Here is a 24,912-nt window from a genome sequence, read left to right as displayed (position 1 = left end):
ATCCCGCTCATAAAGGGAGGAAAGCCATGCAGCCGACCATCCGCGCAGGACGGGCCATCACGTCGCCGGCCGCCGCGCCGAACCGCCGCGCCGCCGATGCCGGCGCGCCGCGGCGCGGGGGAGGCCGCTGATGTTCGTCAGGGCCGGCAGCCTCGACATCCATGTGCAGATCGACGGCCCGAAGGGGGCGGCGCCGCTGCTGCTGCTGCATTCCCTCGGCACCGACCACCACATCTGGGACGATCCCGCCGAGACCTTGCGCCAGAGCTTCCGGGTGATCCGCCCGGACCTGCGCGGCCATGGCCTGAGTTCCGTGCCGCCCGGCCCCTATTTCATCGGCGAGATGGCGCAGGACATGCTGGCGCTGCTGGATGCGCTGGACATCCGCGGCGCGCATGTGGCGGGCGTCTCGATCGGCGGCATGGTGGCGCAGGCCATGGCGGGTGCCGCGCCGGAGAGGGTGCGCGGGCTGGTGCTGGTCGATACCGCCCTGGCCATCCCGCCCGCCGAACTCTGGCGCGGTCGCGCCGCCACGGCGCGGGGGGAGGGCATGGCGCCGCTGGTGGAGGCGGTGGTGGCCCGCTGGGTCACGCCCGCCGCCCTGAACAGCCCGGTCGCGCAGGGGCTGCGCGCCATGCTGCGCCGCACCGACCCCGAGGGATATGCCGGCGCCGCCGAGGCCATCGCGGCGGCGGACCTGACAGGAATGACGCGGACGCTGCGCCAGCCCACGCTGGTGCTGGTGGGCGACGGCGATGTCGCCACGCCGCTGGCCAGCGCCGAGGCGCTGCGCGACGCCATCCCCGGCGCGCGGCTGGAGGTGATCGCCGGCGCCGCGCATATCCCGATGGCGGAGCAGCCGCAGGCGGTGACGGAGGCCATGCTGCGCTTCCTGGCGCCCGCGGTCGAGGACCCCTTCGCCGCCGGCATGGCCGTGCGCCAGGAGGTGCTGGGCGAGGCGCATGTGGCCCGCGCCAGCGCCGCCGTCACCGCGCTGGACGCGCCGTTCCAGGACTACATCACCCGCAGCGTCTGGGGCGGCATCTGGACGCGGCCCGGCCTGCCCCGCCACACCCGCTCCCTGCTCACGCTCGCGATGATGGCGGCGCTGGGGCGGGAGGGCGAATTCGTCCTGCATGTCCGCGCCACCCGCAACACCGGCGTGACGCCGGAGGAGATCGCGGAGGTGCTGCTACAGGTCGGCGCCTATGCCGGCGTCCCCGCCGCCAACCATGCTTTGAAACTGGCCAAGCAGACGCTGAAGCAGATGGAGGAAGAGTCGTGAGCGAGATCGTCTCCGGCTATCGCCGGCCCGCCGCCGGCACCCAGCCGCCCTACGACGCCCCGGCCTATGGCAGCACGCGCCTGCGCCACCCCAGCCAGCCGCTGCTGCGCGTGCCGCATACGCCGACCGAGGCCAGCGCGCCCCGCTTCTCGCCGGACCGCTATCCCGAAACGGCGGATCTGTCGCTGCTGCGCGACGGGCGCGGCCATGCGATGGGCGAGCGCATCATCGTCGGTGGCCGGGTGCTGGACGAGGATGGCCGCCCCATCCGCAACGCCATGGTGGAGGTCTGGCAGGCCAATGCCGCCGGCCGCTACAACCACGAGGGCGACCAGCACGACGCGCCGCTGGACCCGGATTTCAGTGGTCAGGGCAGGGTCTTCACGGATGAGGACGGCTGGTACCGCTACGTCACCATCAAGCCCGGCGCCTATCCCTGGCGCAACCACGACAATGCCTGGCGGCCCAACCACATCCACTACAGCCTCTTCGGCGCCGGCTTCGCGCAGCGGCTGATCACCCAGATGTATTTCCCCGGCGACCCGCTGCTGGCGCTGGACCCCATCTTCAACACCGTGCCGGACGAGGCCGCGCGCAACCGGCTGGTCGCGACATTCGACCTGTCGCTGACGAAGCCGGAATGGGCGCTGGGCTACCGCTTCGACGTGGTGCTGCGCGGGCGCGACGCGACGCCGATGGAGGATGACCACCATGACTGACGCGCCGACGCCCGAGGCCGGGCCCGCCATCGCCTCCGCCAGCCAGACCGCCGGCCCCTACTGGCATCTGGTCGATTTCCCGGAATGGGCGGATACGACACGGCATTTCGCGGATGCGCTGCCGCCTGGGGAGCGCATCACCCTGACCGGCCGCGTCACCGATGGCGCCGGCGCGCCGGTGGGCGATGCGATGGTGGAGATCTGGCACGCCGACCCCAGGGGCGAATACCCGGACCCCGAGGGGCCGCCCGGCGAGTTCCAGGGCTATGGCCGCTGCGCCACGCGGACGGACGGCAGCTTCCGCTTCACCACGCTGAAGCCGGGGCCGGTGCCGGTGGGCGGGCATGAACGCGCCAACCGGCTGCAGGCGCCGCATGTGGCGCTGGCGGTCTTCGCGCGCGGGCTGCTGCACCACCTCTCCACCCGCCTCTACTTCGAGGGCGAGCCGCTGAACGACAGCGATCCCGTGCTGAACGCGGTGGAGCCGGCGCGGCGCGGCACCCTGGTCGCGCGGCGGACGGGCCCGGGCGAATGGAGCCTGGACCTGCGCTTGCAGGGCGAGGGCGAGACGGTCTGGATGGCCGTCTGACCCCGGCCTAAGCTGCGCGCCGATGATGCCGATGGGACGAGCATGACCTTCTCCGCGCTGGACTCCGAACTGGTCGGGCCGCTCTTCACCACGCCGGAGATGCGCGCCTGCTTCTCCGATACCGCGCGGCTGCGCGCCATGCTGGCCACCGAGGCCGCGCTGGCGCGGGCGCAGGCGGCGCTGGGCATCGTGCCCGCCGGGCTGGCGGAGGCGATCGAGGCCATCGCGCCGGAGCGGCTGGACATGGCGGCGCTGGGGCAGATGACCATGCTCTCCGCCGTGCCCAGCATTCCCTTCGTCAAGGCGGTGCAGGCGCTGCTGCCGCCGGAGCTGGAGGGCGCCTTCCACAAGGGCGCCACCACGCAGGACATCCTGGACACCGCCCTGGTGCTGCAGCTGCGGGAGGCGCTGGGGCTGATCGCGGGCGAGCTGGAAGCGGTGATCGCGGGCCTCTCCACGCTCGCCGCCGCGCACCGGCAGACGCCTTGCATCGGCCGCACCTATGGCCAGCACGGCGCGCCGCTGACCTTCGGCTACAAGCTGGCGGTCTGGCTGGCGGGCATCGCAGAGGTCGCGGCCCTGCTGCCGGAGCTGCGGGAGCGGGTGCTGGTCGCCTCCCTCGCCGGGCCGGTGGGGACGCTGGCCGGGCTGCGGGAGCAGGGGCCGGCGGTGCTGGAGGGTTTCGCGAAGGCCCTGGGGCTGGGCACCACGCCGATCGCCTGGCACGCCCGGCGCGGGCGCGTGGCGGAGCTGGGCTGCTGGGTCGCGCAGCTGCTGGGTGCGCTCGGCAAGATGGCGGGCGATATCGCGAATCTGGCCTCGACCGAGGTGGGGGAGGTGGCCGAGCCCTACATGCCCGGGCGCGGCGGCTCCTCGGCCATGCCGCATAAGCGCAACCCCGTCTCCTGCACCGTGATCCTGGCGGCGCATGCGGCGGCGCCCGGCCATGCCGCCACGCTGTTGCAGGCGATGGGCGCGTCGCATGAGCGCCCGGCGGGGCTGTGGCACGCCGAATGGCACGCGCTGCCGGCGCTGTTCGGCCTCGCCTCCGGCGCGCTGCGGGAGGCGCGCGCGCTGGCGGAAGGGCTGGAGGTCGATCCGCCCCGCATGCGGGCCAATCTGGACCTGACGCAGGGCCTGCTCTTCGCCGATGCCGTGGCGGGCCGGCTCGCCCGGCCGCTGGGGCGGGCGCGGGCCCATGCGCTGGTGGAGGAAGCCGCCGCCGAGGTCCGGCGCGGCGGCGGGACGCTCCAGGCGGTGCTGGAGCGCCACCCGGAGGTGCGGCGGGCCGGGCAGGACATCGCCGGCGCCTTCACGCTGACCGATGCCACCGCCGCCGCCGCCCAGTGGGTGGAGCCGGTGCTGCGCGAGGCGGCGCGGGTGGGCGCCGCCCTGCGGCCCCGCTAGGCCGGAACCACCGGCGCGGCGCTCTCGCAGACCGCCAGCAGCGCGTCCAGCGTCTCCCAGGACTGGACGCGCCGGCCTTCCTCGACATCGTGGATCAGCTCGACCAGCTTGCGGATGGCCGGGGTGTCGATGCCGGCCTCGGCGCCCAGCCGGGCGATGATGCCGATCTGCGCGTCCACCTCGGTGCGGCGCTTGCGGATGGCCAGGTCGCGCCAGACGCCGGAATGGGTCTTGGCGGAGGGGCGGTTGAACTCCGAAAGCTGCGCGATGGACTGGCGGGAAGCCTCTTCCGGCGCTTCCGGCAGGAAGGCCGAGGGATCGAAGCCGTTGAAGCCGACGGGCGTGACGCCACGGGCGCGGGCCACGGCCATCACCTCATTCCCCAGCCGCCGCCAGACCGGCACATGCCGCGCGGAGGCGAAGTTGTCGGCGATGGAGGCCTGGGTCAGCGCCGTGGCGAAGAGCATGGAGCCATAGGCCAGCTTGCCCCAGAGATAGCCCCAGATATTGTCGGTCAGCACGGCGTCCGGCTCGAACTTCCGCAGCAGCGCGTGCATCTGCCGGGCGCGGTCGGTGATCTGCCCGTCGATCTCGCCCACCACCACGGCGGCGCGGTTGCCGAAGAGGATGCGCCCCGGTTCCAGCCAGTCGGCGCCGAAATTGACGAAGCAGCCGAGGGTGCGCCGCGCGCCGACAGCCTCGGCGATGGCCAGCTCGTTCAGCCCGTTCTGGGCCGAGAGGATATAGCCGTCATCGGCCAGGAAGGGGCGCAGCGCCTCCACGGCCTCCACCGTGTCCTGTGCCTTCACGGCCAGGATGACGCGGCGGAAGCGGCCCCGCACCTCGGCCGGGGTGGCGGCGGAGACGGGCTGGGTGAAGCTCTCCACCGGGCCCTCGATGATGAGGCCATTGGTGTTCATGGCGCGGACATGGTCCTCGGCCCGGTCCACCAGCAGCACATCCTCTCCGGCGCGCGCCAGATAGGCGCCGAGAGTCCCGCCGATCGCGCCGGCGCCCCAGATCAACAGCCTGTCCTCGCTCATGTCCCGCCCTCCGTCATGGTCTCACGCGCCTCTGCCACTGCCGCCTGGCGGATGTCCAGTATCCCCACCTCCGGATGCCCGTGCCCGCGGCCCGTTCCCTCAGCCCGGCGGCAGCCGCAGGCCGGTGAAATGGATCAGGCCGTCGGGCGAGGGCTCGAAGCCCTCCAGCCCCGCCCGCATGCCCCAGAACCAGCGGTAGTGGTACAGGATGAGCATCGGCCGGTCCGCCAGCCACTGCTCGGCGGCGGACTGGTAGAAGGCGCGCCGCCGGGCCGGCTCGGTGGTCTGGCGGGCCGAGACGAAGGCCGCGTCCACCTTCGGGTTCCTGTAGCCCATGCGGTTCAGGAAGCCGTCCGAGGCGATCCAGAGCGCGATATTCCCATCCGGGTCGGGCCGGCCGGACCAGATGCCGAAGGCGGCGTCGTAGTCGCCGCGCTCGGACTTCGCCACCAGGGCGGCGGATTCCATGGTCTCGATCCGCACCTGGATGCCGGCCTCCGCCGCCATGGCCTGGATGATCTGCGCCACCTGACTCTCGACCGGGCTGTTGGGCGTCAGCAGGTTGACGGTGAGGTTGGGCTGCCCGGCCTCGCGCAGCAGCGCCTTCGCCTTCCCCACATCCCGCCCGGGCAGGGCCATGTCGCCGAAGTGGTAGGGCGTGCCCGGTGCCTCCGGCTGGTTGTTCGGAATGAAGCGCCCTTCCAGCGCCACCTGGTTGATGACCTCGCGGTCGATGCTCAGCTCCAGCGCCTGGCGCAGCCTGGGGTCCTTCAGATTGCCGCCTGCGGTGTTCAGATAGATGGTCTGATAGGCGATGGCGGTGGATTCCGCGACGCGGATGCCCCTGTCCCGCTCCGCGGTTTCCACATCCGCCGGCGCCACCCGCTCGATCAGGTCCAGCTGCCCCGCGCGCAGGTTCAGCAGCCGCACGGTATTGTCGGGGATGGGCAGCATGATCAGCCGCTGCACATGGATATTGGCGGCGTTCCAGTGCCCGGGCACGCGCTCCATCTCGATCCGGTCCTGCGCCACGCGGCGGATGAGGCGGAAGGGGCCGGAACAGACGGGCTCGTCGCGGATCCTCTCGCGCAGCCGCGCCATGGCGGTGGGCGACATGATCATGCCCGCGCGGTCCGAGAGCACGGAGAGCAGCGGCGCGTATGGCTCCTTCAGGTGGATGAGCACCGTGCGGGGGTCCGGCGCCTCGATGGATTCCACCGGACGCAGCTCGGATTTCCGGCGGGATTCCGGCGCGGTGCGATAGCGGTCCAGGTTGATCTTCACCGCCTCGGCATCCAGCGTCGTGCCGTCGTGGAAGACGCCGTTCTCGCGGATCGTCAGCTTCAGGACGCGGCCGCCATCCTGCCATTCCCAGGCCGTCGCCAGCTCCGGCCGGAAGGAAAGGTCCGGGCCGACATCCAGCAGGCGGTCGCATAGCGCGGTGAAGACCACGCGTTCCACGAAGGCGCTGGACTGGGCGGGGTCCAGCACCGTGGGGTCCGAGCCGATGCCGACGCGGAGCGTCTGCGCCAGGGACGGCAGGGCCAGGGTGGAGGCGATGAGGGCAAGGGCCGCCAGACGCATGACTCGTCTCCCGTTCCATGGATGGGGACGGCTCGGGCCGCCGCGGAGTCGTCGCGGGGCGCTGGTGCCCATCATCTGCATCGCCTGCGAGAATGCCTCTATCGCCCTGCGATATCCACCTCCGTCGCACTGCTCGCCCGGGACGCATCCTGCTGACGCCCGCTGAAAATCATGGAAACGCGATCATCTAAAGCCAAATACTGGCTTGGGCGTTAGGTGGGTAAGCGCGGTATTCATAATCCCCAACTCGCGCTCTACAGGAGCGGCGATGCCTGGCAGCAATACTGATCAGTCAGTAGTAAAGAGGTGGGGTGGGGCATGGTGGCGGTTGCGGGCGGTCGATACTCTTCTGATTGCATCCTTCTGTGTTCCGCTACTGACCTTTGGCGCGGTGATCCTTTACGACCGGACCCGGACGGTTGCCTCCGCGCGGGAGGACCTCCTGGCGCGGCTCGGTACGCTGGAAGCCCATGCGGAGAAGATTTTCCAGTTCCAGACCCTGGCGCTCGGGGCCATCGATGAAAGGCTGCAGGGCGATTCGGATGAGGAGATCCAGGCCGCATCCGAGAGCCACCAGATGTTCCTGGCCAGCCTGAAGCGCTACACGGGCGAGACGCTCGGCCTCGTGGTCTTCAATGCGGATGGCATGCCCCTGGTCGATTCCGAGGGAGGGCTGCCCAGGCTCGGCGTCCATGTCGGCGACCGCGAATATTTCCGCCGGCATCAGGAGACTCCGGGGAACCAGCCCTACGTGGCGGGACCGGTCCGCAGCCGCGCCGGGGGCGGGCCAACCTTCTTCATGACGGCGCGGCGGTCCGGGCAGGATGGAAGCTTCCTCGGCATCGTCGCGGTCGGCATCCTGCAGAGCAGCTTCATCGACTACTGGGACAATGCGGCGCCCGACCGCGGAGCCCAGGTGTCCCTGGTGCGGGATGACGGGGTGATCCTGGCGCGCCGCCCGCCGCTGGACCCAAGGGCTGCTCCGGCGGCGCCCTGGGCCGCGGTGGATCAGAGCCATCCCCTGGAGCCGGAGGGCGCGATCTTCACGGAGGTATCGCCCCATGACGGGATCGAGCGCATGACGGCTTATCGCCGCATCGGCGCCTTCCCGGTGCGGGTCAGCTTCGGCGTGCCCTGGGATACGGCGATGGCGACATGGCATCGCCACATCTTCATCTATGGCGTCTTCGCCGGCATGGCCTCCCTGGCGCTGGTCTGGCTGACGGTCATGGCCCGGCGCCGCACCCGGGACCTGCATCTGCTCAACTCCAGCCTGGAGGAGCGCGTGCGGGAGCGGACGGCCGAGATCCAGGCCAGCGAGGCACGGGTGCGCCTGCTGGCGCGCGAGGTCGACCACCGTGCCAAGAACGCGCTCTCCGTCGCCCTGGCCACCCTGCGGCTGACGCCCCAGACCGACCTGAAAACCTATGTCAAGGCGGTGGAGGGGCGCGTCACCGCCCTGGCGCGGGCGCATACCCTGCTGGCCGAGGACCGCTGGCGCGGCGCCAGCCTGCATGCCCTGCTGAAGGCGGAACTCCAGCCCTTCATCGTCGAGGGCATCGGCGCGACCGGACCGCGCGCCACGCTGGACGGGCCGCCGGTCGTGCTGCCGCCCGTCGCGGCGCAGCCCCTGGCCATGGCGGCGCATGAGCTGGCGACCAATGCGGTCAAGCACGGCGCGCTCTCGGCGCAGAACGGCTTGGTGACCATCACCTGGCAGCTCGTGCCGGAGCCGCAGGGGTCCGGCACCCTGCTCCGTCTGCGCTGGGTCGAATCCAACGGCCCCCGGGTGCCGGGCCCGCCGCGGCGGCGCAGCTTCGGCTCCCGCGTGCTGCTCTCCATCGTGCAGGGACAGTTGCAGGGGCAGATCACCAACCACTGGGAACCGGCCGGGCTGATCTGCGAGATCGAGGTGCCGCTCTCCCGCCTGTCGAGTAATCTGGAGGATGAGGGCAATGTCGCGGCGGCCTGACCTTCCGGTGCGGCGGTTCCGCGTCTAGACCGTCCCGCGCGCCCCGTGCGATCCGCCGGGCGCGCCATGACGGGAGAGGCGGGATGAGCATGCTGGCGGGACAGGTGGCCCTGGTGCTGGGCGGGAGCCGGGGCATCGGCCGGAGCACGGTGGAGCAGCTGGCGCTGGCCGGCGCGCGCGTCGGCATCGCCAGCCGGGACCGGGCGGCCTGCGAGGCGGTCGCGGCCGATATCGCCGGACGAGGCGGGGAGGCGCTGGCGCTGGGCGTCGATGTCGCGGATTTCGCCTCGGTCGAGGCGGCGGTCGGGGCGGTGCTGGAACGTTTCGGCCGGCTGGATATCCTGGTCAACAATGCCGGGGTGATCGAGCCGATCGGCCGCGTCGATGAGGTCGACCCCGCCGCCTGGGCGCGCAGCATCACCATCAACCTCATCGGCGCCTATAACGGCTGCCGTGCGGCCCTGCCGGCGATGACGGCGCGGGGCGGCGGCGTGGTGGTCAATGTCAGCTCTGGCGCCGCCGCCCGGCCGAACGAGGGCTGGAGCGCCTATTGCGCGGGCAAGGCGGGGCTGGCGATGCTGACGCGCAGCATCCACCTGGAATGCGCGGAACTCGGCATCCGCTGCTACGGCTTCCGCCCGGGCGTGGTGGATACGGAGATGCAGGTGGCGATCCGCGCCTCCGGCATCAATGAGATCAGCCGCCTGGACCGGTCCCAGCTGGCGCCGCCGGAGGAGCCGGCGCGCGCCATCGCCTGGCTCTGCGGCGAGGAGGCGCGCGATCTGGCGGGCGAGGAGCTGACCGTCCGCGACGCTGTCCTGCGCCAGCGCGTCGGGCTGCCGCCCGTCTAGCCGGCGGCGGCCGCCGTCTCCCCCAGCGCGCCCTCCGCCCGCAGCGCCTCGATCCGCGCGGCGTCGAAGCCGAATTCGCGCAGGATCTCGTCGGTATGCTCGCCGTGGCGGGGCGGGGCGCGCGTCGCCTGGGTCGGCGTTCCGCTCATGGCGAAGGGGGCGGCGACGGATTTCAGCACCCGCTCGCCCATCCGCTGCTCGACGACCGCGCCGATGGCCGCCAGCTGCGGATCGTCGGCGGCCTCGGCCACGTCATTGACCTTGGAGACATTGACCTTGGCCGCGCCCAGGCGCCGCACCAGCTCGGCGCAGCTCATCCGGCTGGTGACGGCGGTCAGCTCCGCGATCAGCGCCTCGCGGTTGCGGCGGCGGTCGAAGGCGGTGCGGAATTCCTCGCGGTCCAGATGCGGCGCATCCAGCGCCACGGTCAGGCGGCGCCACATGTCGTCGGCTGGGGCAATGATGATGACGCTGCCATCCGTGGCCGGGAAGGCCTGGTTCGGCACGCTCAGGTGGTTGGCCGTGCCCATGCGGCCGCGCACCGTGCCGTCGAGCCAGTATTCGGTGTAGAAGTAGTTCATCAGATGCGCGCCGCTGCGGAGCAGCGAGGTCTCGACGCGCTGGCCCTTGCCCGTCCGCTCCCGGTGCAGCAGCGCCGCCAGGATGGCGGAGACCAGCCCCATGCTGGCATGCAGGTCGATGACGGCGGTGCCGGAGCGCACGGGTGGCCGGTCGGCCTCGCCGGTGATGCTCATCAGCCCGCTATGCGCCTGCAGCGCCACGTCATTGGCGCCGAGGTGGGAGAGGGGCCCCCGGTCGCCATAGGCGGAGAATTCGCAATAGACCAGGCGCGGATTGGTGGCGGCGAGCGCCTCGTATCCCAGGCCGAACTTCTCCATGCCGCCGGGGCGGAAGTTATGGATGAGGACGTCGCATCGCGCGGCCATGGCGGCCGCCGCCTGCCGCGCGGCGTCCTGCCGCAGGTTCAGCACGATGCTGCGCTTGTTGCGGTTCAGCGCCAGGAAGGAGGGGCTGGCGCCGAAGTCGCGCATCGCCTCCGGCGTCACGCCGAAGGTGCGGGCATCATCGCCATGGCCGGGCTCCTCGACCTTGATGATATCCGCCCCGAGGTCGCCGAGGATCTGCGTCGCCGCCGGTCCCGCGAAGATGCGGGAGAAATCCAGCACGCGGATGCCGCTGAGCACGCTCTCCAATGGTCCGTTTCCTCGTATCCGTGGTCGGTGGCCGGCCCGTCCGCCCTGGCTGGCCGGCGCCGAGGTTAGACCCCGTGGCCGGGGCCATGAAGCTCTGCCGGGCAAGGAGCGCCTTTTCATCTTTTGCAAGGTCGGGCCGGCCGGGGCGCCGGATTGAGCCATGGGTGCAAAGGAGTCAGGATTGCAGAAAACGGAATGATGGGGCGAAAAGATGGAAAACCTGAAGGCCTTGCGCAGCTTCGTGCTGGTGGTCCAGGCCGGCAGCCTGTCATCCGCCGGCCGGCAGATCGGCCTCTCCCCGGCCTCCATCTCCCGCTACATCAATGCCCTGGAGGATGAGGTCGGCAGCCGGCTGCTGAACCGGAGCAGCCGCAAGCTCAGCCTGACCGAGGCCGGCATGATCTACTATCGTTACGCCGAGCGCATCCTCAGCCAGCTGGAGGAGGCGAGCAGCACCATCTCCCAGCTGCAACGCTCCCCGCGCGGGGTCCTGCGGGTGCATTCGCGGCAATTGATCGGCGTGCAGAGGATCATCCCGGCGATGCCGGAATTCCTGACACGATACCCGGATATCAAGGTCGACTTCACGATGTCCAACGCGGCGGTCGATATCGTCGAGCATAACGTGGACGTCGATATCCGTATCGGCCGGATGGAGGATTCCGCCCTGATCGCGCGGAAGCTGCTGCATGGGGAGCGCGTGCTCTGCGCCTCCCCGGCCTATCTGCGGCGGGCCGGGCCCATCACGGCGCCGGGTGAGCTGGTGGCGCATAACTGCCTGACCTACCGGCTGAACGACGGCAGCACGACCTGGCGCTTCATGGACCCGCAGGGCGCCGTGACCGAGGTGCCGGTGGAGGGCTCCTACCAGAGCGACAGCGGGCCGTCGCTGCGCTCCATGGCGCTGGCGGGGCTGGGCGTCATCATGATGCCGGACTGGTCCATCTCGGAGGATCTGGCCTCCGGCGCGCTGGTGCCGCTGCTGACGCAGTTCCGGGTCAGCTACGGCACCTTCGACTACGGCGTCTACGCCGTCTATCAGAAGAACCGGCACATGTCGGCCAAGGTCCGGCTCTTCGTCGATTTCCTGACGGAACTGCTGCGCGGCGACAGGGCGGCGGCGGCCTAGCCCATCCGGTCAGGCCTTGTTCCGGAAGTATTCGTTGATGGCCTGGAAGCCGCGGCGGAAGACGCCGTTCCTCACGATGTCCAGGACGCGCTCGTGATCCTTCGGGTCGATCTCGTATTCCGCCCACCAGTCGATGAAGGTGCGGTCGGTCTCCGTGACCGGCAGCAGGCGGTAGCCGGCGACATAGCCGGTGATGGGCAGCGGGCTGTCCAGGATGCAGTAGACGCATTCATGCTCGCGGTCGGACAGTTTCAGCAGCTTCTCGCGCAGATGCGCGCCATCGACGAAGTGGAAGGAGCGCACGCATCCCACCGCGTCGCTCGGCAGGCCGCCCTCAATCTCGCTGTCGGCGACGGCGGGGTGCCACCTCGGCATGCCGTTGAAGTCGCGGATGAGGCTCCAGACCTGCTCGACCGGCGCCTCGATCACGTCGCTCACATAGATTCGGGCCATGTGTTTCCTCCTGGGCCTTCGCGGGACCCATGGTGAGGCAGCACGGGACGCAGCGCCGCATCACGACTGCGAGGACGACCGCCGGCCGCCATCCTCCCCGTCACCGAAGACCGGCAGGAAGGCATCGCCCCGCCGCCTTATCCGGGTGCAGCCGCAGTGGCGGAAATGCGCGGGCACCAGAAGGGTATCCTCCTCCGCCGCGCATTCCAGCAGGCGGCGGCGGGTGGTGGCGGCGGTCTCGCCATCCGCGCAGAAGCTGCTCGACCACTCCGGGCGCAGGATCTGCACGGGGCTATGGATCGCGTCGCCGCAGAAGATCGCCCGCGCGCCCTGCCGCGTCACCCGCAGCCCCATCTGCCCCTCGGTATGGCCAGGCAGGGCGGTGAGGACGGCGCCCGGGGCGATCTCCTCGCCCTCCCGCGCCGTGACGACCTGCCCGGCCTCCAGCAGCGGCTGCACGCTGTCGGCGAAGCTGCCGTGGTTGCCGGAAGGGTCGGCGGCGGCGCGCGCCTGCCACTGCGCCAGCTCCCGCTCGCCCACCACATAGCGCGCGCGGGGGAAGGTCGGCACCCAGCGGCCGTCCAGCAGCCGGGTGTTCCAGCCGACATGGTCGGCATGCAGATGGGTGCAGAAGACCACATCCACATCTTCCGGCGCCACATCCAGCGCCCGCAGCCGCTCCAGGAAGCCGCTGGCGCGGCGCTGGTGCCATTCCGGGCGGGCGGCGCGGGGCTTGTCCTCGCCCACGCAGGTATCGATCAGCACCGTGAGGTCCGGCAGCCGCAGCAGCAGCGCCTGGACGCCGAGCAGGATGGTCTCCCGCCCGAAATCCACATGGTCCGGCTCCAGCAGCGCCCGGTGCTCCGCCAGGGCGGCGAGGTCGGCGGCGGGAAGCAGGCGCCGCGCCGGCAGGGGGAAGCATTCGATATCCGGGACGACATCGACCCGCGCATCGCCGATCATGAACCGCATGGAGACCTCTCCCTCACGCTCCGGCCGCTAGGGCGCGAAGCGGCCGCCATTCACGTAGATCACCTGCCCCGTCAGGTACTGGGAGGCGGGGCCGCTGAGGAACAGCATCGGCGCCGCCACATCCTCCGGCTGCGCGATGCGGCGCAGCGGGATGGAGGAGAGCACCTTCTCGGCATGGGCCTCGCCGAACTGCTTCATGAAGGCGCCGGGCTCGCCTTCCTTGCCGCCATGGCCGAGGCCGCCGGTCAGGAAGGCGGTCTCCACCGCGCCGGGGGCCACGGCATTGGCGCGCAGGCCCGGCGCGCCCTCCTTCGCCACCACCTTCATCAGCGAGACCAGCCCGCCCTTGGAGGCGCTATAGGCCGAGAAGCCCGGCTCCACGAAGGCATGCAGGCCGGAGGAGACATAGACCGCCGAGGCCGCCGGCGACCCTTGGAGATAGGGCAGCGCCGCCCGCGTGGTGGTGAAGGCAGAGACGAGATTGATCTCCAGCACCGTGCGGATATCGGCCGTGTCCATCTCCGCCAGCGGCTTCAGCTTCGTGTTCATGCCCGTCAGGAAGGCGAAGACATCCAGCCCGCCCCAGGCATCGCCCAGCCGCTGGATGGCGCGCGTCACCGCCGCCTCATCCGTCGCATCCACCGGCACGGCCTCGACCCCGGCCTCCGGCGGGCGCTCCGCCATGGAGGCCGGCAGGTCCAGTACGGCGACGCGGCATTCCGCCGCCAGCAGCCCGCGCACATAGGCGCGGCCGATGCCGCCGCAGCCGCCCAGCACGAGGCAGCGGGTTCCGGGCTCCGGGCCCAGGCGTGTCAGGTCCATCACCCTCAACCCTCGTACAGCGAATCAAGAAGCTGCAGCCTGCCGTCCCGCACCTCGATGACATGGGCGGGCAGCCGGGCCGCGCCGTCGGGATAGAACCAGCTCCTGCCCAGGACGCCTTCCCAGCCCCAGCCTTCCATGTCCTTCATCTGGTCGCGGATGGCGATGCGCTCGGCCGCCCGCCTGCCGGGCTCGCCCGTCACCCGGGCGCGGCGCATGGCCTCGGCGTAGATCTGCAGGATGTCGTAGGCCGCGGCATCGGTGTGGTGCGGGCTGGTGCGCGTGTAGCCGGCCTGCTTCGCGCCGGCCGCGAAGCGCTCGGTGAAGGCTTTCGTCCGGTCGTTCAGCCCGCTGTAGAAGAAGCTGGGATAGAGCGTGCCCTCGCCATCCGCGCCCACCTTCTCCGGCAGCGTCGGATCGGACATCACGCCGCTGCCGATCATGCGGCCCTTGTAGCCCTGGCGGCGCAGCTCCTTCAGCACCTTCACCGCCGGCTCGATGGTGCCGCCGAGCGCGACGATATCGGTCGGGTTGCGGACGATCTCGGCGACCTGGGCGGAGACGTCGAAGGCCTGCATCGGGAAGCCCACCGCCCGCGCGACGGGAATGCCCGCATCCTTGAAGGCCTGGGGATAGATGGTCTCGCCCAGCGTCTTGGAGATGAACTCGTCGGTGGCATAGAGGATGGAGGCGCTGGCCACCGGCATCCCCTTGGCCTTCATCACCTTCAGCAGGCGCCGGAACTGCGTCAGCTCGTCCGAGGTATTGCGGAAGGCGAAGCTCATCTTGTCCGTGATGCCCGGCGCGGTGGCCGAGTGGCTGCACTGGACGATGCCGAGCCGCTCGCCCGCCGGGAAGGCCACGCGGCACTCGCCCGAGGATGCCGGGCCGAGGATGCAGAGCGCGCCCTCATCCTCCGCGAAGCGCCGCGCCGCGACCTGGGCCTGGCGGGGGTCGCCCGCCGTGTCGAAGATGGAGACGCGCAGCTTCTTGCCGTTCACCCCGCCCGCGCCGTTGATGTCCGCGAGCGCCATCTCCACCGGCACCTTGTTCGTGATCAGCAGGGATTGCAGCGGGCCAGTGCCGACATAGGAGAAGCCGACCACCAGCTCATCCGCCGCCGCCAGTGCGGGGTTCCGCAGCGCGGGCGCGGCCAGTGCCGCCGCCGTGGCCGCCATCAGTGTCCGTCGATCAATCGCCATGGCAGAGGCTCCTTCGCCCAGCGGTTTCAGCCGGCGCCGAGATAGGCGCGTTGCAGTCCCTCATCGGCCAGCAGCGAGGTGGCGCTGTCCGCCATCACGATCCGCCCGAGTTCCAGCACATAGCCGCGGGAGGCCAGCTCCAGCGTCTTGCGGGTATTCTGCTCGACCAGCAGCAGCGACATGCCATCCGCGTTCAGCTCCCGCAGCAGCGCGAAGACGCGGTCCACCAGCAGCGGGCTGAGGCCGAGGGAGGGCTCGTCCAGCATCATCAGCCGGGGGCGGGCCAGCATGGCGCGGCCGATGGCCAGCATCTGCTGCTCGCCGCCCGAGAGCACCGCCGCCGGCATGTCCCGCCGCGCCGCGAGGTTGGGGAAGCGGTCGTAGATGGCGTCGATCTCGCGCGGGATGGTGGCGCGGTCCCGCCGCAGCCCGGCGCCCAGCAGCAGGTTCTCCTGGATCGTCATGGAGACCAGGATGCGCCGCCCCTCCGGCACCAGCACCAGCCCGTCGCGGATGCGCCGGGGCACGGGCGCCGTGGTGATATCCGCGCCATCGAAGCGGATGCCGCCGCCCGCCGGCGTCACCGTGCCCAGGATGGCCTTCAGCAGGGAGGATTTGCCGGCGCCATTGGCACCGAGCACGGCGACGACCTCGCCCTCCGCCACGGCCAGGGAGGCGGCGGCCACCGCATGGGTGCGGCCGTATCGGACATCCAGGTCCCGGACCTCAAGCAGCATGGGCGGATGTCCCCGTGCCGAGATAGGCTTCAAGCACCTGCGGGTCGCGCTGCACTTCCTCCGGCCGGCCCTCGGCGATCTTCTGGCCGAAATTCAGCACCACCACGTGTTCGCAGAGGCGGCGGACGAAGCCCATGTCATGCTCCACCACCAGCAGCGCCGTACCGCCGGAGGTCAGGCCCTCGATATGCGCCAGCAGTTCCTCGCGCTCCGTCGGGTTCAGCCCGGCGGCGGGCTCGTCCAGCATCAGCAGCCTGGCGCCTGCCACGGCGGCGCGCACCAGCTCCAGCCGCTTCTGCACGCCGTAGGGCAGGTTGTAGACCAGCGCATCGGCGTAGCGGGACAGGCCGGCGGCCTGCAGCGCCGCCAGGGCGTCGCGCTTCCAGCGGTTGCGCGGCATCAGCCCGAGCGGAGAGAGCTGGTCCCACCAGCGCCGGGCGCGCAGGTGCTGGCCCAGCATGATGTTCTCCACCGCCGAGAGATGCGGCATCAGCCGGATGTTCTGGAAGCTTCGCGCCATGCCGTGGCGCGCGCGGCGCCAGTCCGGCAGCGCCGTGATATCCTCGCCCCCCATCAGGATGCGGCCGGTGGTGACGGGATAGACCCCGGTGATCAGGTTGAAGACCGTGGTCTTGCCCGCGCCGTTCGGCCCGATCAGCCCGATGCGCGCGCCGGGCGGCACGGAGAGGCTGAAATCCTGGATGACCTTGAGGCCGCCGAAGGATTTCGAGACGCCGTCCAGCGTCAGCAGGTCCGGCAACCCTCTCATCCCGCCGCCTTCCCGCGCCCCGCGAGCCGCGCCAGCCCGTGGCGGGTGATCACGCCTTCCGGCCGCAGCGCCATGACGGCGATGATGAGCACGGCGAAGATCACGAAGCGCCAGTGCTCGCTGCCGCGCAGCAGCTCCGGCAGCAGGGAGAAGATGGCCGCGCCCACCAGCGGCCCGAAGGCCGTCTGCGTGCCGCCGATCAGCACGTAGAGAAGCGTGTAGGTGCTGAGCATCAGGTTGAAGTTGGCCACCTCGATATAGTTGTAGTGATGGCCGTAGAGCGCGCCCGCCAGCCCGGCGAAGCCGGCGCCGATGGTGAAGGCCATGACCTTCACCCGCCGCACATGGATGCCGAAGAGCGCCGTCGCCTGCTCGTCATCATGGATGGAGCGCATGGCGAGGCCGAAGCGGGTGGAGAGGATATAGACCACCAGCAGCACGCCGCAGGCGGCCAGCGCCAGGATGGCGGGCATGTCGATGAAGCTGGTGACGGGATAGCCGGCGGCGCCGCCCACGGCCTCCATGTTGATCAGCGCGCCGGCCACGATCTCGCCGAAGGCGAGCGTCGCCAGCACCATGTAGACGCCCCGTGTCCGCAGGATGGGAAAGGCGATCAGGCAGCCCATGATGGTGCTGGCGGCGGTGCCGGCCAGCAGGCAGAGCGGCAGCGGCAGGCCGTATTCCACGTCCAGATAGGCGGAGGCATAGGCGCCGATGGCCATGAAGCCGGCCGCGCCCAGGTTCAGCATCCCCGCCGCCGCCGGCAGAAAGACCGCATAGGCCAGCAGCAGGTTGATGGAAAAGACGGCCAGGATGCCGGCGAGATATCCGCTCATCGTTCAGAATTTCCCCTTGCCGACGGACAGCTTGCCGAAGATCCCCTGCGGCCGCACCAGGAGCAGCAGCAGCAGCGCGCCCCAGACCACGAGCTTGATGACCTTGGCGCCGAAAAGATGGATCGTCATCACCTCCAGCAGCCCCAGCAGCAGCCCGCCGGCGATCGCGCCCCAGACATTGCCGAGCCCGCCCACCACCATGGCGGCCATGGCGAAGGAGGCGATCTCATCCCCCATCACTGGCGAGACCTGCAGGTAGTTCAGCGCGAAGAGCACGCCGGCCAGGGCCGAGAGCAGCCCCGCCACCACGAAGACCGCCGGGATGAGCCGCGGCAGGTCGATGCCCAGGAGCTGTGCCGTATCCGGGCTTTCGGCGACCGCGCGCAGGGAGCGGCCGAGCGAGGTGGCGCGCAGCAGCACGGTCAGGCCGAAGACCAGGGTGAGCGCCAGCGCCAGCGAGACGAGCTGCGGCACGCTGACCAGCAGCCCGCCGATCCGCAGGCTGGTATCCTGCCAGGGAGAGGGGAAGCTGTGCAGCTCCGCGCCCCAGCGGATCTGCACCAGGCCCTGGAACAGGATCAGGAAGCCGATCGAGCTGACCAGCGGGATCGCGTGTTCCGTGGCGTCGCCGAAGCGCGTCCGCATGTAGCGGTAGGTGAATCGCTCGACCAGCAGCGAGGCGAGGATGCCGGCCAGCAGCGCGAGCGGTACCGCCGCGTACCAGGGCAGGCCGTATTGCACCATCAGCGCCCAGCTCAGCATGCCGCCGAGCATGAAGATGCCGGGGATGCTGAAATTGAGGAAGTTGAGCATGCCGATGACGAAGGTGAAGCTGACGGCGACCAGCGCGTAGAGGCCACCCAGCATCAGCCCGTTGATGACCTGCTGGAGAAGGATCATCCGATATGCCCGGCGTGATTCTCCAGGTACCAGTCCGCGATCTCCTCCCGCGTCGCCCACCAGACATCGGGAAATCCCTTGGCATAGGCGATGAAGTCTCGCAGCGCGCGGATGCGGAAGGGCTGGCCGATGACATGCGGGTGCAGGCCGATATTCATCAGCCGGCCGCTGGTCGCGCCCTCCCGGTACAGCTCGTCGAACTGTTCCTTGAAGACGCGGAAGGCGCCGTCGACATCCTTGCCCTGGCGCAGGAAGACGGTGAAGTCGTTGACCTCCGAAGTATAGGGGATGGAGACCATCGGCTTCCCGCATTCAGTGCGGATCAGGTAGGGCTGGTCGTCGTTCAGCAGGTCCGTGATGAAGGAAAGCCCTTCCTCCGCCAGGATATCCGCCGTGTTCAGCGTGCTGCGGAGCGAGCAGGAGAGCCAGCCCCGCGCCTTCCGGCCCACGACCTCCTCATAGACCCGCAGCGTCTCGCGGATGACGTGGCGCTCGCCCTCGATGTCGAACTGGTAGTTGGAGAGCAGGTCGGTCTGCACGTAGTTATGCGCCACCAACTCCCAGCCCCGGTCGATGGCATGCTGGACCACCTCGCGCCGCTCCAGGCCCATCTTGGCGTTCATGGTGCAACTGGTGGGCACCCCGGCCTGCTCGAAGCACTCGAACATCCGCCAGACGCCGACGCGCTGGCCGTATTCGCGCCAGGTCCAGTTCGGGTTGTCATAGACATTGCCCGGCAGCATGTCCGTGATGATGGAGGGGCCGCCGGGATAGAAGGGCTTGTCGGTGTCCTTCGTGCGGTCCCAGTATTCGAAATTCGTCGTCAGCATCAAGGCGACGCGCGCGCCGTTGGGCCATTTGAGCGGCTTGCGCATCGGCATCGGCACAAAATCGTACTGCACCCGGGAGAGCCCCCCAAAGCTGCTTCGGTGGACTATTGTGTACAGTTCACGCCGGGGGTTCAGCAGAAAAATCGGCCGGAATGGAAAAAACCCGGAATGATCACAGGAGCGTTTGCGATCTTTCCGGGCGCCGCAGGGGCTTCCCTGCTTCTATTGTGTACAATTCCTGGCCGTCGCGGCCGGGTGTTCCCACCCGGCCGGATGCCGCGTCAGCCGGTCAGATCGGCATGCCCGGCGGGGGCGGCAGCGTGCCGGGCCGCCGGAACTCCTCCGGCGCGCGGGCGAAGGCCTCGATCATGGCCAGCGCCGCCGCGCGATGGGCGCGGGCCGGCGAATCCGCCGCCGGTTCCGCCCCGGCCAGCCAAGCGCGCAGCTCGCCGATAACATCGCGCGCGATGGCCTGCACCAGGGGCGAGGCCTCCTCGGCCGCCGCCAGGGCCAGCAGGTGGCGCAGCACCACATGCTCCACCCGCAGCTTCACCGCCTGGGCCAGGCCTTGTTCCGCCGGAGCATGCCAGGTCGCCTCCAGCGCCGCGCGCAGCACCTCATGCAGGTCCGGCAGGCTGGCATCGCGCTGGTGGTGCTCGGCGATGCGCGCGGCGCGGTGCGGATGGAACAGGAAGCTCAGCGTATGCGTGGCCGCGGCCTCGGCGGCGCCGAGCGGGTCGAAGGTCAGGCCGGTATGGGCGCGGAAGGTGTCGCGCGTCGGGTACCATTCCGGCGGGCGCGGCGGCAGCAGCAGCAGCAGCTCCTCGCGCAGCGTCAGCACGCTGGGGGAGAGCGTCGCCAGCACCGCCCGCAGCGCGCGCCGCTGGTCCTCGCCCGGCACCAGCTTGGTGACGAGCTGCCCGTCGCCCCGCAGCGCGTAGCGGAATTCCAGCCCGCCGAGCAGCTTCACCGCCGCCTCGGTCTGGTAGCGGTGCAGCATGTAGAGCGGCACCAGCACATCGGCCAGCAGCGCCATCGGCCGTCCGGGCTTGATGGCGCGCTCGCCGAAGCGCGCCAGCGCGGCCTCGCGGATCTTCAGCAGCCGCAGCAGTTCATCCGGGGCATCGGCGCCGGTATCCCAGTGATGGCCCTTGGGATGCACGCCACTTTCCGGGATGCCGTCCTGCTGCGCGAGGGTGTAGAGGCCCTCCTCGCGCTCCGCCTTCTCCAGGATCGCGTCCAGCGCGGCCTGCTCCTCCGCCTCCGTCATGCCGGGCGGGAACTGGCAATAGCCCCAGGTGATGGAGATCTCGTCCCAGCGGCCGATGCTCTCGCCATAGGCGCGGGAGAGGTCCACCCGCCCTTCCGCATCCAGCGTCAGCAGCGGCGCCGGATAGTCGCAGACCGACATGTCCTGGCCATGCGTGCTGGCGATGTGGTTGTGGTCGAGGCCCAGCGTATGCGCCACCTCATGCGCCGAGAGCTGGCGCAGCCGGGCGAGCATCAGCTTCTCGACCTCCGGGCAGGGCGTGCCGTCCTCGTAGGGGGAGAGCAGCGCCTCGGCGATCATGCGGAGGTGCCGGTCGCGCAGCGCCGTCAACGTCACCTCGCCCTTGATGATCTCGCCCGTGCGGGGGTCCCAGATCATGGTGCCGGTGGAGAAGCCGCGCGTGGCCCTCGGCACCCAGGTGATCATGTTGTAGCGGATGTCGAGCGGGTCCGCGTCCTCGGGCAGCAGCTCCACCCGGAAGGCGTCGCGGAAGCCCGCCGCCTCGAAGGCCTTGTTCCACCAGAGCGCGCCTTCCAGCAGGGCCGTGCGCATGGGCTCCGGCGCGCCACGGTCCACGTAGTAGGTGATGGGCTCCACCGGCTCGCTGACGGCGGCAGTAGGGTCCTTCTTCTCCAGCCGGTGCCGGATGGTGTAGTGCACGTCGCCCGGCTCCTCCAGCGACTGGCCGAAGTCATGGAAGATGGTGCTGTTGAAGAAGGAGGAGCGGGGGTCGAAGCGGCGGGGGCGGAAGCCCGGCTCCGGCAGCTGGATGAAGCAGTGGCGCAGCCGCAGCGTGATGGCGCGCGGGTCGGCGGCCACCGACATCAGCCCCTCGCGCAGCCCGTCGCCGTTCCAGAAGGGGCGCAGCTTGGCCGCGGGATTGACGAAGGTGAGGATGGCCTCGGCCTGGCTGTTGCGCGGGAAGGCGCGCAGCCATTCGCCGGAGATGGCGCAGCGGGAGGGGTCGAGCGTGTAGGTGCCCTGTCCCAGGCCGGTGAGCTGCGCGGCCAGCCCGCGCGCGTCGCGCAGGAAGAAGGCAGTGCCATCCACCAGCAGCGCGCCATCGGCCTGCTCGGAGAGGATGTCGAAGGACCAGAGCACGGCTTCCGGGAAGGCCTGCCGCACCGAGAGCTGCTGCGCCGGCTCGGGCGAGGAGGTGCGCCAGGCCATGTTGCGCGCGACGAGGAAGAGGCGCGGCCCGCGGCGCTCGAAGCGCGCGACGGTCGGGCGGCTGAGGTTGCCGCGTTCCAGCCGGTGGTCGCCCAGGCCATGGGAGAGCCGGTCGACATAGAGGAAGTCCTCGTCCAGCCGGTTCACCTCGATGCAGAGGCGGCCGGCGGCCTCGTCCCAGAGCAGGGGGATGAAGCCGTCCAGGCGTTGGCTGCGGCCGGCAGGGCCGCTGCCCTCCCGCAGCATCGGGGCGGGGGAGGAGGCGGCCCGGTCGGGCAGGTCCTGGGGAATGAGGCGGTTCGTCATGGCGCCCTAGAGTTTTCCCTCCCGGGCGCGCCGTCAACGGGGGTGGCCGCGTTTCGCGGTGGGGCCATGCCTATCCCGGCGTCCCGCCGCCATGCAGGAGCCCGCGCAGCAGCGCGGGGATGCGCGGGTCGGTGGAGCGCCCGACATTGAAGCGGAAATGCCGGCTGGGCCGGCCCCCGGGCCGGAAGAGCGTGCCGGCGGCCAGGAACAATCCCTGCCGCCGGGCGCGCCGGGTGAGGTCGTCGGGCACGCCCTCCGGCGCCTCGGCCCAGAGGAAGAGCCCGCCATCCCCGCCCTCGATGCTGAAGCCCAGTTCCCGCAGGCGTTGCGTGACGAGGCCGCGCGCGGAGGAGAGCCGCGCCCGCAGCGTCTCGACATGGCGGCGGTACTGGCCGGAGGAGAGCACTTCCAGCACCAGCAGTTCCTCCATGCCGGAGCCGGTGAGGGCGGTCATGACCTTCGCGCGCAGAAGCTCCCGCGCGCGGGCCGCGCTGGTGGCCAGGAAGCCCAGCCGCGCGGCCCCGCCGATCAGCTTGCCGAAGCTGGAGATGTAGATGACGGAGGCCCCGCCATCGAGCTGGATCAGCCGCACCGGCTCGCCGGGGTGGAGGTCGCCATAGATATCGTCCTCGACCAGCAGCAGCCCATGGGTCTCGGCCAGGCGCAGCAGGTGGTGGAGATTGGAGGCCGTCGCCGTCCAGCCGGTGGGGTTATGCAGCACGGATTGCAGGAAGAAGAGCTTCGGCGCGCCGGAGCGGCAGGCGGCGGCGACGGCCTCCAGGCACGGGCCATCCGCGCGGCGCGGGATCGGCACCATCCGCGCGCCCCGGCGGGCCAGCATCGGGAACAGCATGAAGAAGCCGGGATCTTCCACCAGCACGGTATCGCCAGGGGAAAGATGGGCCTGCATCACCAGGTCCAGCGCCTGGGTGGCGCCGCTCGTCATCAGCACGCCGTCCGGCGGCATGAGGATGCCGCGCATGCCGAGCTTCAGGCTGATCTGCTGGCGGATCGCCTCGCCCCCCTGCGGCGGGCTGGGCCGGGGCATGGCGGCGGGCAGGTGCCGGGCGAAGCGGTTCAGCACGCCGCCCTGCCAGGCGCCTTCCATCCAGGCACCGGGCAGGAAGCCGCTGCCGGGCGCCAGGGCATCGTCCCACCCGTCCATCATCGCCGCCGCCGCGCCCTCCGGCAGCAGGGGGTCGGGTTCCGGTGGCGGGGCGGCGGCGGGCGCGGCGGCGGGACGCACGACATAGACCCCGGAGCCGGCGCGGGAGACGGAAAGCCCCATGGCCGCCAGCCGCGCATAGGCCTCCACCACGCTATGGATGCTGACGCCGGAGCGCCCCGCGAGCGCGCGGATGGAGGGCAGGCGCGTGCCCTGGGTTAGGCTGCCCGCGCGGATCAGCGAGGCCAGCCGCTCCGCGATCTGGTCCGCCAGCGGCCGGGGGCCGTGCCGGTCCAGCTCGAGGACCAGGCGGGACGCGCCGCCGAGGACGACACGCAGCGCCTCGCCTGTTTCCACGGGCGCGGCGGCGACGGAGGAGGGCTCAGGGGCGGGTGGCATGGCGTCGCGGCTCCCGGAACAGGCGTGGTCGGGGCGGGCGCGGACATTATGCCGGCCCGCCATCCGGCGCCGCAAGCGCGCCTTCGCGCCACGGCGCGGGCACTGTGCCGCCGCGCGCCCGGCAGGGCCGGCGGCGGGGTGGCTCAGGCCGTGGCGGGCGCGGCCACCGGCAGGTCCTTGATGGGGAAGTGCAGCAGCGCCGCCACCAGCCCGGCACCCGCCGTGGCGATCCAGATGAGGGAATAGGAGCCCGTCGCGTCGAAGACATAGCCGCCCACCCAGGAACCCAGGAAGGAGCCGATCTGGTGGCTGAGGAAGCAGATTCCGAAGAGCGTGCCGAGATGCCGCACGCCGAAGACCTTGGCCACCAGCCCGCTGGTCAGCGGCACCGTGCCCAGCCAGATCAGCCCCATGATGGCCGCGAAGACGAGGACGGAGGCTTCACTCTTCGGCAGCAGGAAGAAGGCGGCGATGGCGATGCCGCGGATGAGGTAGAGCCATCCCAGGACATATTGCTGGCGGAAGCGCCCGCCCAGCCAGCCGCAGGCCCAGCTGCCGATCATGTTGAAGAAGCCGAGGGTCAGCAACCGGAAGCCGGGGTGCCGCATGGCCTGGGCCAGCGCCGCGCCCAGGGGCAGGCCCGCGCCTTCCGGCGCCGGGGCCGCGCCGGCGGGGTCCCTGCGGTCCAGCAGCACGCCGAAGGGCGCGACGGCCAGCACGCAGCCCGCCAGGACCATCAGCGCGACCGCCGTGCCGGAATGCTGGGACACGCCTTGCGCCAGCGGCACCAGCAGCATCTGGCCGAGGGAGCCGCAGGCGCTGGACAGGCCCAGGGCCATGCTGCGCTTCTCGGCCGGCACGGCGCGGCTGACCGCCGTCAGCACCACGCCGAAGCTGGTGCAGCTGATGCCCGCCCCCACCAGCAGGCCCAGGCCCAGCACCAGCATCGGGCCGGTGGGAAAGAGGGCGGCGACGGCCAGCCCGGCGGCGAAGAGCAGCGCGCCGAAGGCGACCACCGGCCCTGCGCCGTAGCGGTCGGCCGCCGCGCCCGCGAAGGGCTGCGCCACGCCCCAGACGAGGTTGTGCAGCGCGATGGCGAAGGCGATCAGCGTGACCGGCAGCCCGTGGTCGAAGGAGAAGGGCGCGACGAAAAGCCCGAAGGTCTGGCGCACGCCCATGGCGGCGCTGACGATCAGCCCGCCCGCGACCACGCCGAAGAGGGCATGGCGGGTGAGGCGGGTGGCCGGCGGGGCGGAGGCCGTGGATGACATGGGCGGGGCTTCCGTGA

Annotated in this window: 22 protein-coding genes; 7 read left to right on the top strand and 15 right to left on the bottom strand. The window is 70.8% G+C overall.

The annotated features are described in order from the left end of the window. Nucleotides 1-130: 130 nt before the first annotated feature. The 4 genes from pcaDC to IAI58_RS20350 are packed head-to-tail and all read left to right on the top strand — an operon-like array spanning nt 131 to nt 4,000. Nucleotides 131-1,285 carry a bifunctional 3-oxoadipate enol-lactonase/4-carboxymuconolactone decarboxylase PcaDC gene (gene pcaDC / locus IAI58_RS20365; RefSeq protein WP_207446339.1) on the top strand — a complete coding sequence of 385 codons (1,155 nt, stop codon included), beginning with the start codon at nt 131-133 and terminating at the stop codon, nt 1,283-1,285. A 5-nt stretch (nt 1,286-1,290) separates the two neighbouring features. Continuing rightward, nucleotides 1,291-2,004, top strand: a complete 714-nt coding sequence (gene pcaH, locus IAI58_RS20360) for a protocatechuate 3,4-dioxygenase subunit beta (RefSeq protein WP_207446447.1) — start codon at nt 1,291-1,293, stop codon at nt 2,002-2,004. After that, complete coding sequence (gene pcaG, locus IAI58_RS20355) at nt 1,997-2,593, top strand: protocatechuate 3,4-dioxygenase subunit alpha (RefSeq protein ID WP_207446337.1); 597 nt, start codon at nt 1,997-1,999, stop codon at nt 2,591-2,593. Before pcaH ends, pcaG begins: the two co-directional genes overlap by 8 nt. 42 nt (nt 2,594-2,635) lie before the next feature. After that, nucleotides 2,636-4,000, top strand: a complete 1,365-nt coding sequence (locus IAI58_RS20350; RefSeq protein ID WP_207446328.1) for a class-II fumarase/aspartase family protein — start codon at nt 2,636-2,638, stop codon at nt 3,998-4,000. Here the strand turns inward: IAI58_RS20350 and IAI58_RS20345 are convergent. Together IAI58_RS20345 and IAI58_RS20340 are read right to left on the bottom strand one after the other, a co-directional pair. Next, nucleotides 3,997-5,043 carry a ketopantoate reductase family protein gene (locus tag IAI58_RS20345; protein WP_207446326.1) on the bottom strand — a complete coding sequence of 349 codons (1,047 nt, stop codon included), beginning with the start codon at nt 5,041-5,043 and terminating at the stop codon, nt 3,997-3,999. The genes IAI58_RS20350 and IAI58_RS20345 overlap by 4 nt on opposite strands. Nucleotides 5,044-5,142: 99 nt before the next feature. Next, the gene (locus IAI58_RS20340; RefSeq protein ID WP_207446324.1) at nt 5,143-6,627 is read right to left on the bottom strand and encodes an ABC transporter substrate-binding protein; all 1,485 of its coding nucleotides are present in this window, start codon (nt 6,625-6,627) and stop codon (nt 5,143-5,145) included. A gap of 391 nt (nt 6,628-7,018) precedes the next feature. Between IAI58_RS20340 and IAI58_RS20335 the strand changes: the two genes are divergently transcribed. Together IAI58_RS20335 and IAI58_RS20330 are read left to right on the top strand one after the other, a co-directional pair. Further along, complete coding sequence (locus tag IAI58_RS20335) at nt 7,019-8,599, top strand: HWE histidine kinase domain-containing protein (RefSeq protein ID WP_207446323.1); 1,581 nt, start codon at nt 7,019-7,021, stop codon at nt 8,597-8,599. 83 nt (nt 8,600-8,682) lie between these two features. Then, entirely contained in the window at nt 8,683-9,450 is a 768-nt protein-coding gene (locus IAI58_RS20330; RefSeq protein ID WP_207446322.1) for an SDR family NAD(P)-dependent oxidoreductase, read from the top strand. On the opposite strand, the gene IAI58_RS20325 is transcribed toward IAI58_RS20330, so the two are convergent. After that, nucleotides 9,447-10,655, bottom strand: a complete 1,209-nt coding sequence (locus IAI58_RS20325) for a CaiB/BaiF CoA transferase family protein (protein WP_237182972.1) — start codon at nt 10,653-10,655, stop codon at nt 9,447-9,449. The two genes, IAI58_RS20330 and IAI58_RS20325, sit on opposite strands and share 4 nt — an antisense overlap. Nucleotides 10,656-10,875: 220 nt before the next feature. Between IAI58_RS20325 and IAI58_RS20320 the strand changes: the two genes are divergently transcribed. Beyond that, complete coding sequence (locus IAI58_RS20320; RefSeq protein ID WP_207446321.1) at nt 10,876-11,793, top strand: LysR family transcriptional regulator; 918 nt, start codon at nt 10,876-10,878, stop codon at nt 11,791-11,793. Between the two features lie 9 nt (nt 11,794-11,802). Here the strand turns inward: IAI58_RS20320 and IAI58_RS20315 are convergent, their stop codons facing one another. The 12 genes from IAI58_RS20315 to IAI58_RS20260 form a co-directional block, all read right to left on the bottom strand. Then, nucleotides 11,803-12,246, bottom strand: a complete 444-nt coding sequence (locus tag IAI58_RS20315) for an SRPBCC family protein (RefSeq protein ID WP_207446320.1) — start codon at nt 12,244-12,246, stop codon at nt 11,803-11,805. A gap of 60 nt (nt 12,247-12,306) precedes the next feature. Next, on the bottom strand, nt 12,307-13,218 hold the full coding sequence (locus IAI58_RS20310; RefSeq protein WP_207446319.1) for an MBL fold metallo-hydrolase: 912 nt from the start codon (nt 13,216-13,218) through the stop codon (nt 12,307-12,309). Nucleotides 13,219-13,245: 27 nt separating this feature from the next. Further along, nucleotides 13,246-14,040, bottom strand: coding sequence for an SDR family NAD(P)-dependent oxidoreductase (locus IAI58_RS20305; protein ID WP_207446318.1), 795 nt, complete (start codon nt 14,038-14,040; stop codon nt 13,246-13,248). A 5-nt stretch (nt 14,041-14,045) separates the two neighbouring features. Then, nucleotides 14,046-15,242 (bottom strand): ABC transporter substrate-binding protein, encoded by a 1,197-nt coding sequence (locus tag IAI58_RS20300; protein WP_207446317.1) that lies wholly within the window; start codon nt 15,240-15,242, stop codon nt 14,046-14,048. A gap of 26 nt (nt 15,243-15,268) precedes the next feature. Next, nucleotides 15,269-15,979, bottom strand: a complete 711-nt coding sequence (locus IAI58_RS20295; RefSeq protein ID WP_207446315.1) for an ABC transporter ATP-binding protein — start codon at nt 15,977-15,979, stop codon at nt 15,269-15,271. Then, entirely contained in the window at nt 15,969-16,748 is a 780-nt protein-coding gene (locus IAI58_RS20290; RefSeq protein WP_237182330.1) for an ABC transporter ATP-binding protein, read from the bottom strand. The genes IAI58_RS20295 and IAI58_RS20290 overlap by 11 nt, the downstream gene beginning before the upstream one ends. Next, complete coding sequence (locus IAI58_RS20285; protein ID WP_207446313.1) at nt 16,745-17,584, bottom strand: branched-chain amino acid ABC transporter permease; 840 nt, start codon at nt 17,582-17,584, stop codon at nt 16,745-16,747. The genes IAI58_RS20290 and IAI58_RS20285 overlap by 4 nt, the downstream gene beginning before the upstream one ends. Before the next feature lie 3 nt (nt 17,585-17,587). Then, on the bottom strand, nt 17,588-18,484 hold the full coding sequence (locus tag IAI58_RS20280; RefSeq protein WP_207446311.1) for a branched-chain amino acid ABC transporter permease: 897 nt from the start codon (nt 18,482-18,484) through the stop codon (nt 17,588-17,590). Next, the gene (locus tag IAI58_RS20275) at nt 18,481-19,359 is read right to left on the bottom strand and encodes a polysaccharide deacetylase family protein (protein WP_237182968.1); all 879 of its coding nucleotides are present in this window, start codon (nt 19,357-19,359) and stop codon (nt 18,481-18,483) included. The genes IAI58_RS20280 and IAI58_RS20275 overlap by 4 nt, the downstream gene beginning before the upstream one ends. 244 nt (nt 19,360-19,603) lie before the next feature. Beyond that, on the bottom strand, nt 19,604-22,060 hold the full coding sequence (locus IAI58_RS20270) for a zinc-dependent metalloprotease (RefSeq protein WP_207446308.1): 2,457 nt from the start codon (nt 22,058-22,060) through the stop codon (nt 19,604-19,606). Nucleotides 22,061-22,130: 70 nt separating this feature from the next. After that, on the bottom strand, nt 22,131-23,624 hold the full coding sequence (locus tag IAI58_RS20265) for an aminotransferase-like domain-containing protein (protein WP_207446306.1): 1,494 nt from the start codon (nt 23,622-23,624) through the stop codon (nt 22,131-22,133). A 143-nt stretch (nt 23,625-23,767) separates the two neighbouring features. Further along, on the bottom strand, nt 23,768-24,895 hold the full coding sequence (locus IAI58_RS20260) for an MFS transporter (protein ID WP_207446304.1): 1,128 nt from the start codon (nt 24,893-24,895) through the stop codon (nt 23,768-23,770). Nucleotides 24,896-24,912 lie beyond the last annotated feature (17 nt).

The sequence above is a fragment of the Roseomonas marmotae genome (genome assembly GCF_017654485.1).
GTDB lineage: Bacteria > Pseudomonadota > Alphaproteobacteria > Acetobacterales > Acetobacteraceae > Pseudoroseomonas > Pseudoroseomonas marmotae.
The sequence above is the reverse complement of the archived record's forward strand: the minus strand, read 5'-3'. Positions and strand labels throughout refer to the sequence as shown.

Bases quoted from the DNA above. Each gene is read 5' to 3' on its own strand.
- pcaDC (WP_207446339.1), top strand. From the start codon at position 131: ATGTTCGTCAGGGCCGGCAGCCTCGACATCCATGTGCAGATCGACGGC.
- pcaG (WP_207446337.1), top strand. From the start codon at position 1,997: ATGACTGACGCGCCGACGCCCGAGGCCGGGCCCGCCATCGCCTCCGCC.
- IAI58_RS20350 (WP_207446328.1), top strand. From the start codon at position 2,636: ATGACCTTCTCCGCGCTGGACTCCGAACTGGTCGGGCCGCTCTTCACC.
- IAI58_RS20345 (WP_207446326.1), bottom strand. From the start codon at position 5,043: ATGAGCGAGGACAGGCTGTTGATCTGGGGCGCCGGCGCGATCGGCGGG.
- IAI58_RS20340 (WP_207446324.1), bottom strand. From the start codon at position 6,627: ATGCGTCTGGCGGCCCTTGCCCTCATCGCCTCCACCCTGGCCCTGCCG.
- IAI58_RS20330 (WP_207446322.1), top strand. From the start codon at position 8,683: ATGAGCATGCTGGCGGGACAGGTGGCCCTGGTGCTGGGCGGGAGCCGG.
- IAI58_RS20320 (WP_207446321.1), top strand. From the start codon at position 10,876: ATGGAAAACCTGAAGGCCTTGCGCAGCTTCGTGCTGGTGGTCCAGGCC.
- IAI58_RS20315 (WP_207446320.1), bottom strand. From the start codon at position 12,246: ATGGCCCGAATCTATGTGAGCGACGTGATCGAGGCGCCGGTCGAGCAG.
- IAI58_RS20310 (WP_207446319.1), bottom strand. From the start codon at position 13,218: ATGCGGTTCATGATCGGCGATGCGCGGGTCGATGTCGTCCCGGATATC.
- IAI58_RS20305 (WP_207446318.1), bottom strand. From the start codon at position 14,040: ATGGACCTGACACGCCTGGGCCCGGAGCCCGGAACCCGCTGCCTCGTG.
- IAI58_RS20300 (WP_207446317.1), bottom strand. From the start codon at position 15,242: ATGGCGATTGATCGACGGACACTGATGGCGGCCACGGCGGCGGCACTG.
- IAI58_RS20295 (WP_207446315.1), bottom strand. From the start codon at position 15,979: ATGCTGCTTGAGGTCCGGGACCTGGATGTCCGATACGGCCGCACCCAT.
- IAI58_RS20290 (WP_237182330.1), bottom strand. From the start codon at position 16,748: ATGAGAGGGTTGCCGGACCTGCTGACGCTGGACGGCGTCTCGAAATCC.
- IAI58_RS20285 (WP_207446313.1), bottom strand. From the start codon at position 17,584: ATGAGCGGATATCTCGCCGGCATCCTGGCCGTCTTTTCCATCAACCTG.
- IAI58_RS20280 (WP_207446311.1), bottom strand. From the start codon at position 18,484: ATGATCCTTCTCCAGCAGGTCATCAACGGGCTGATGCTGGGTGGCCTC.
- IAI58_RS20275 (WP_237182968.1), bottom strand. From the start codon at position 19,359: ATGCGCAAGCCGCTCAAATGGCCCAACGGCGCGCGCGTCGCCTTGATG.
- IAI58_RS20270 (WP_207446308.1), bottom strand. From the start codon at position 22,060: ATGACGAACCGCCTCATTCCCCAGGACCTGCCCGACCGGGCCGCCTCC.
- IAI58_RS20265 (WP_207446306.1), bottom strand. From the start codon at position 23,624: ATGCCACCCGCCCCTGAGCCCTCCTCCGTCGCCGCCGCGCCCGTGGAA.
- IAI58_RS20260 (WP_207446304.1), bottom strand. From the start codon at position 24,895: ATGTCATCCACGGCCTCCGCCCCGCCGGCCACCCGCCTCACCCGCCAT.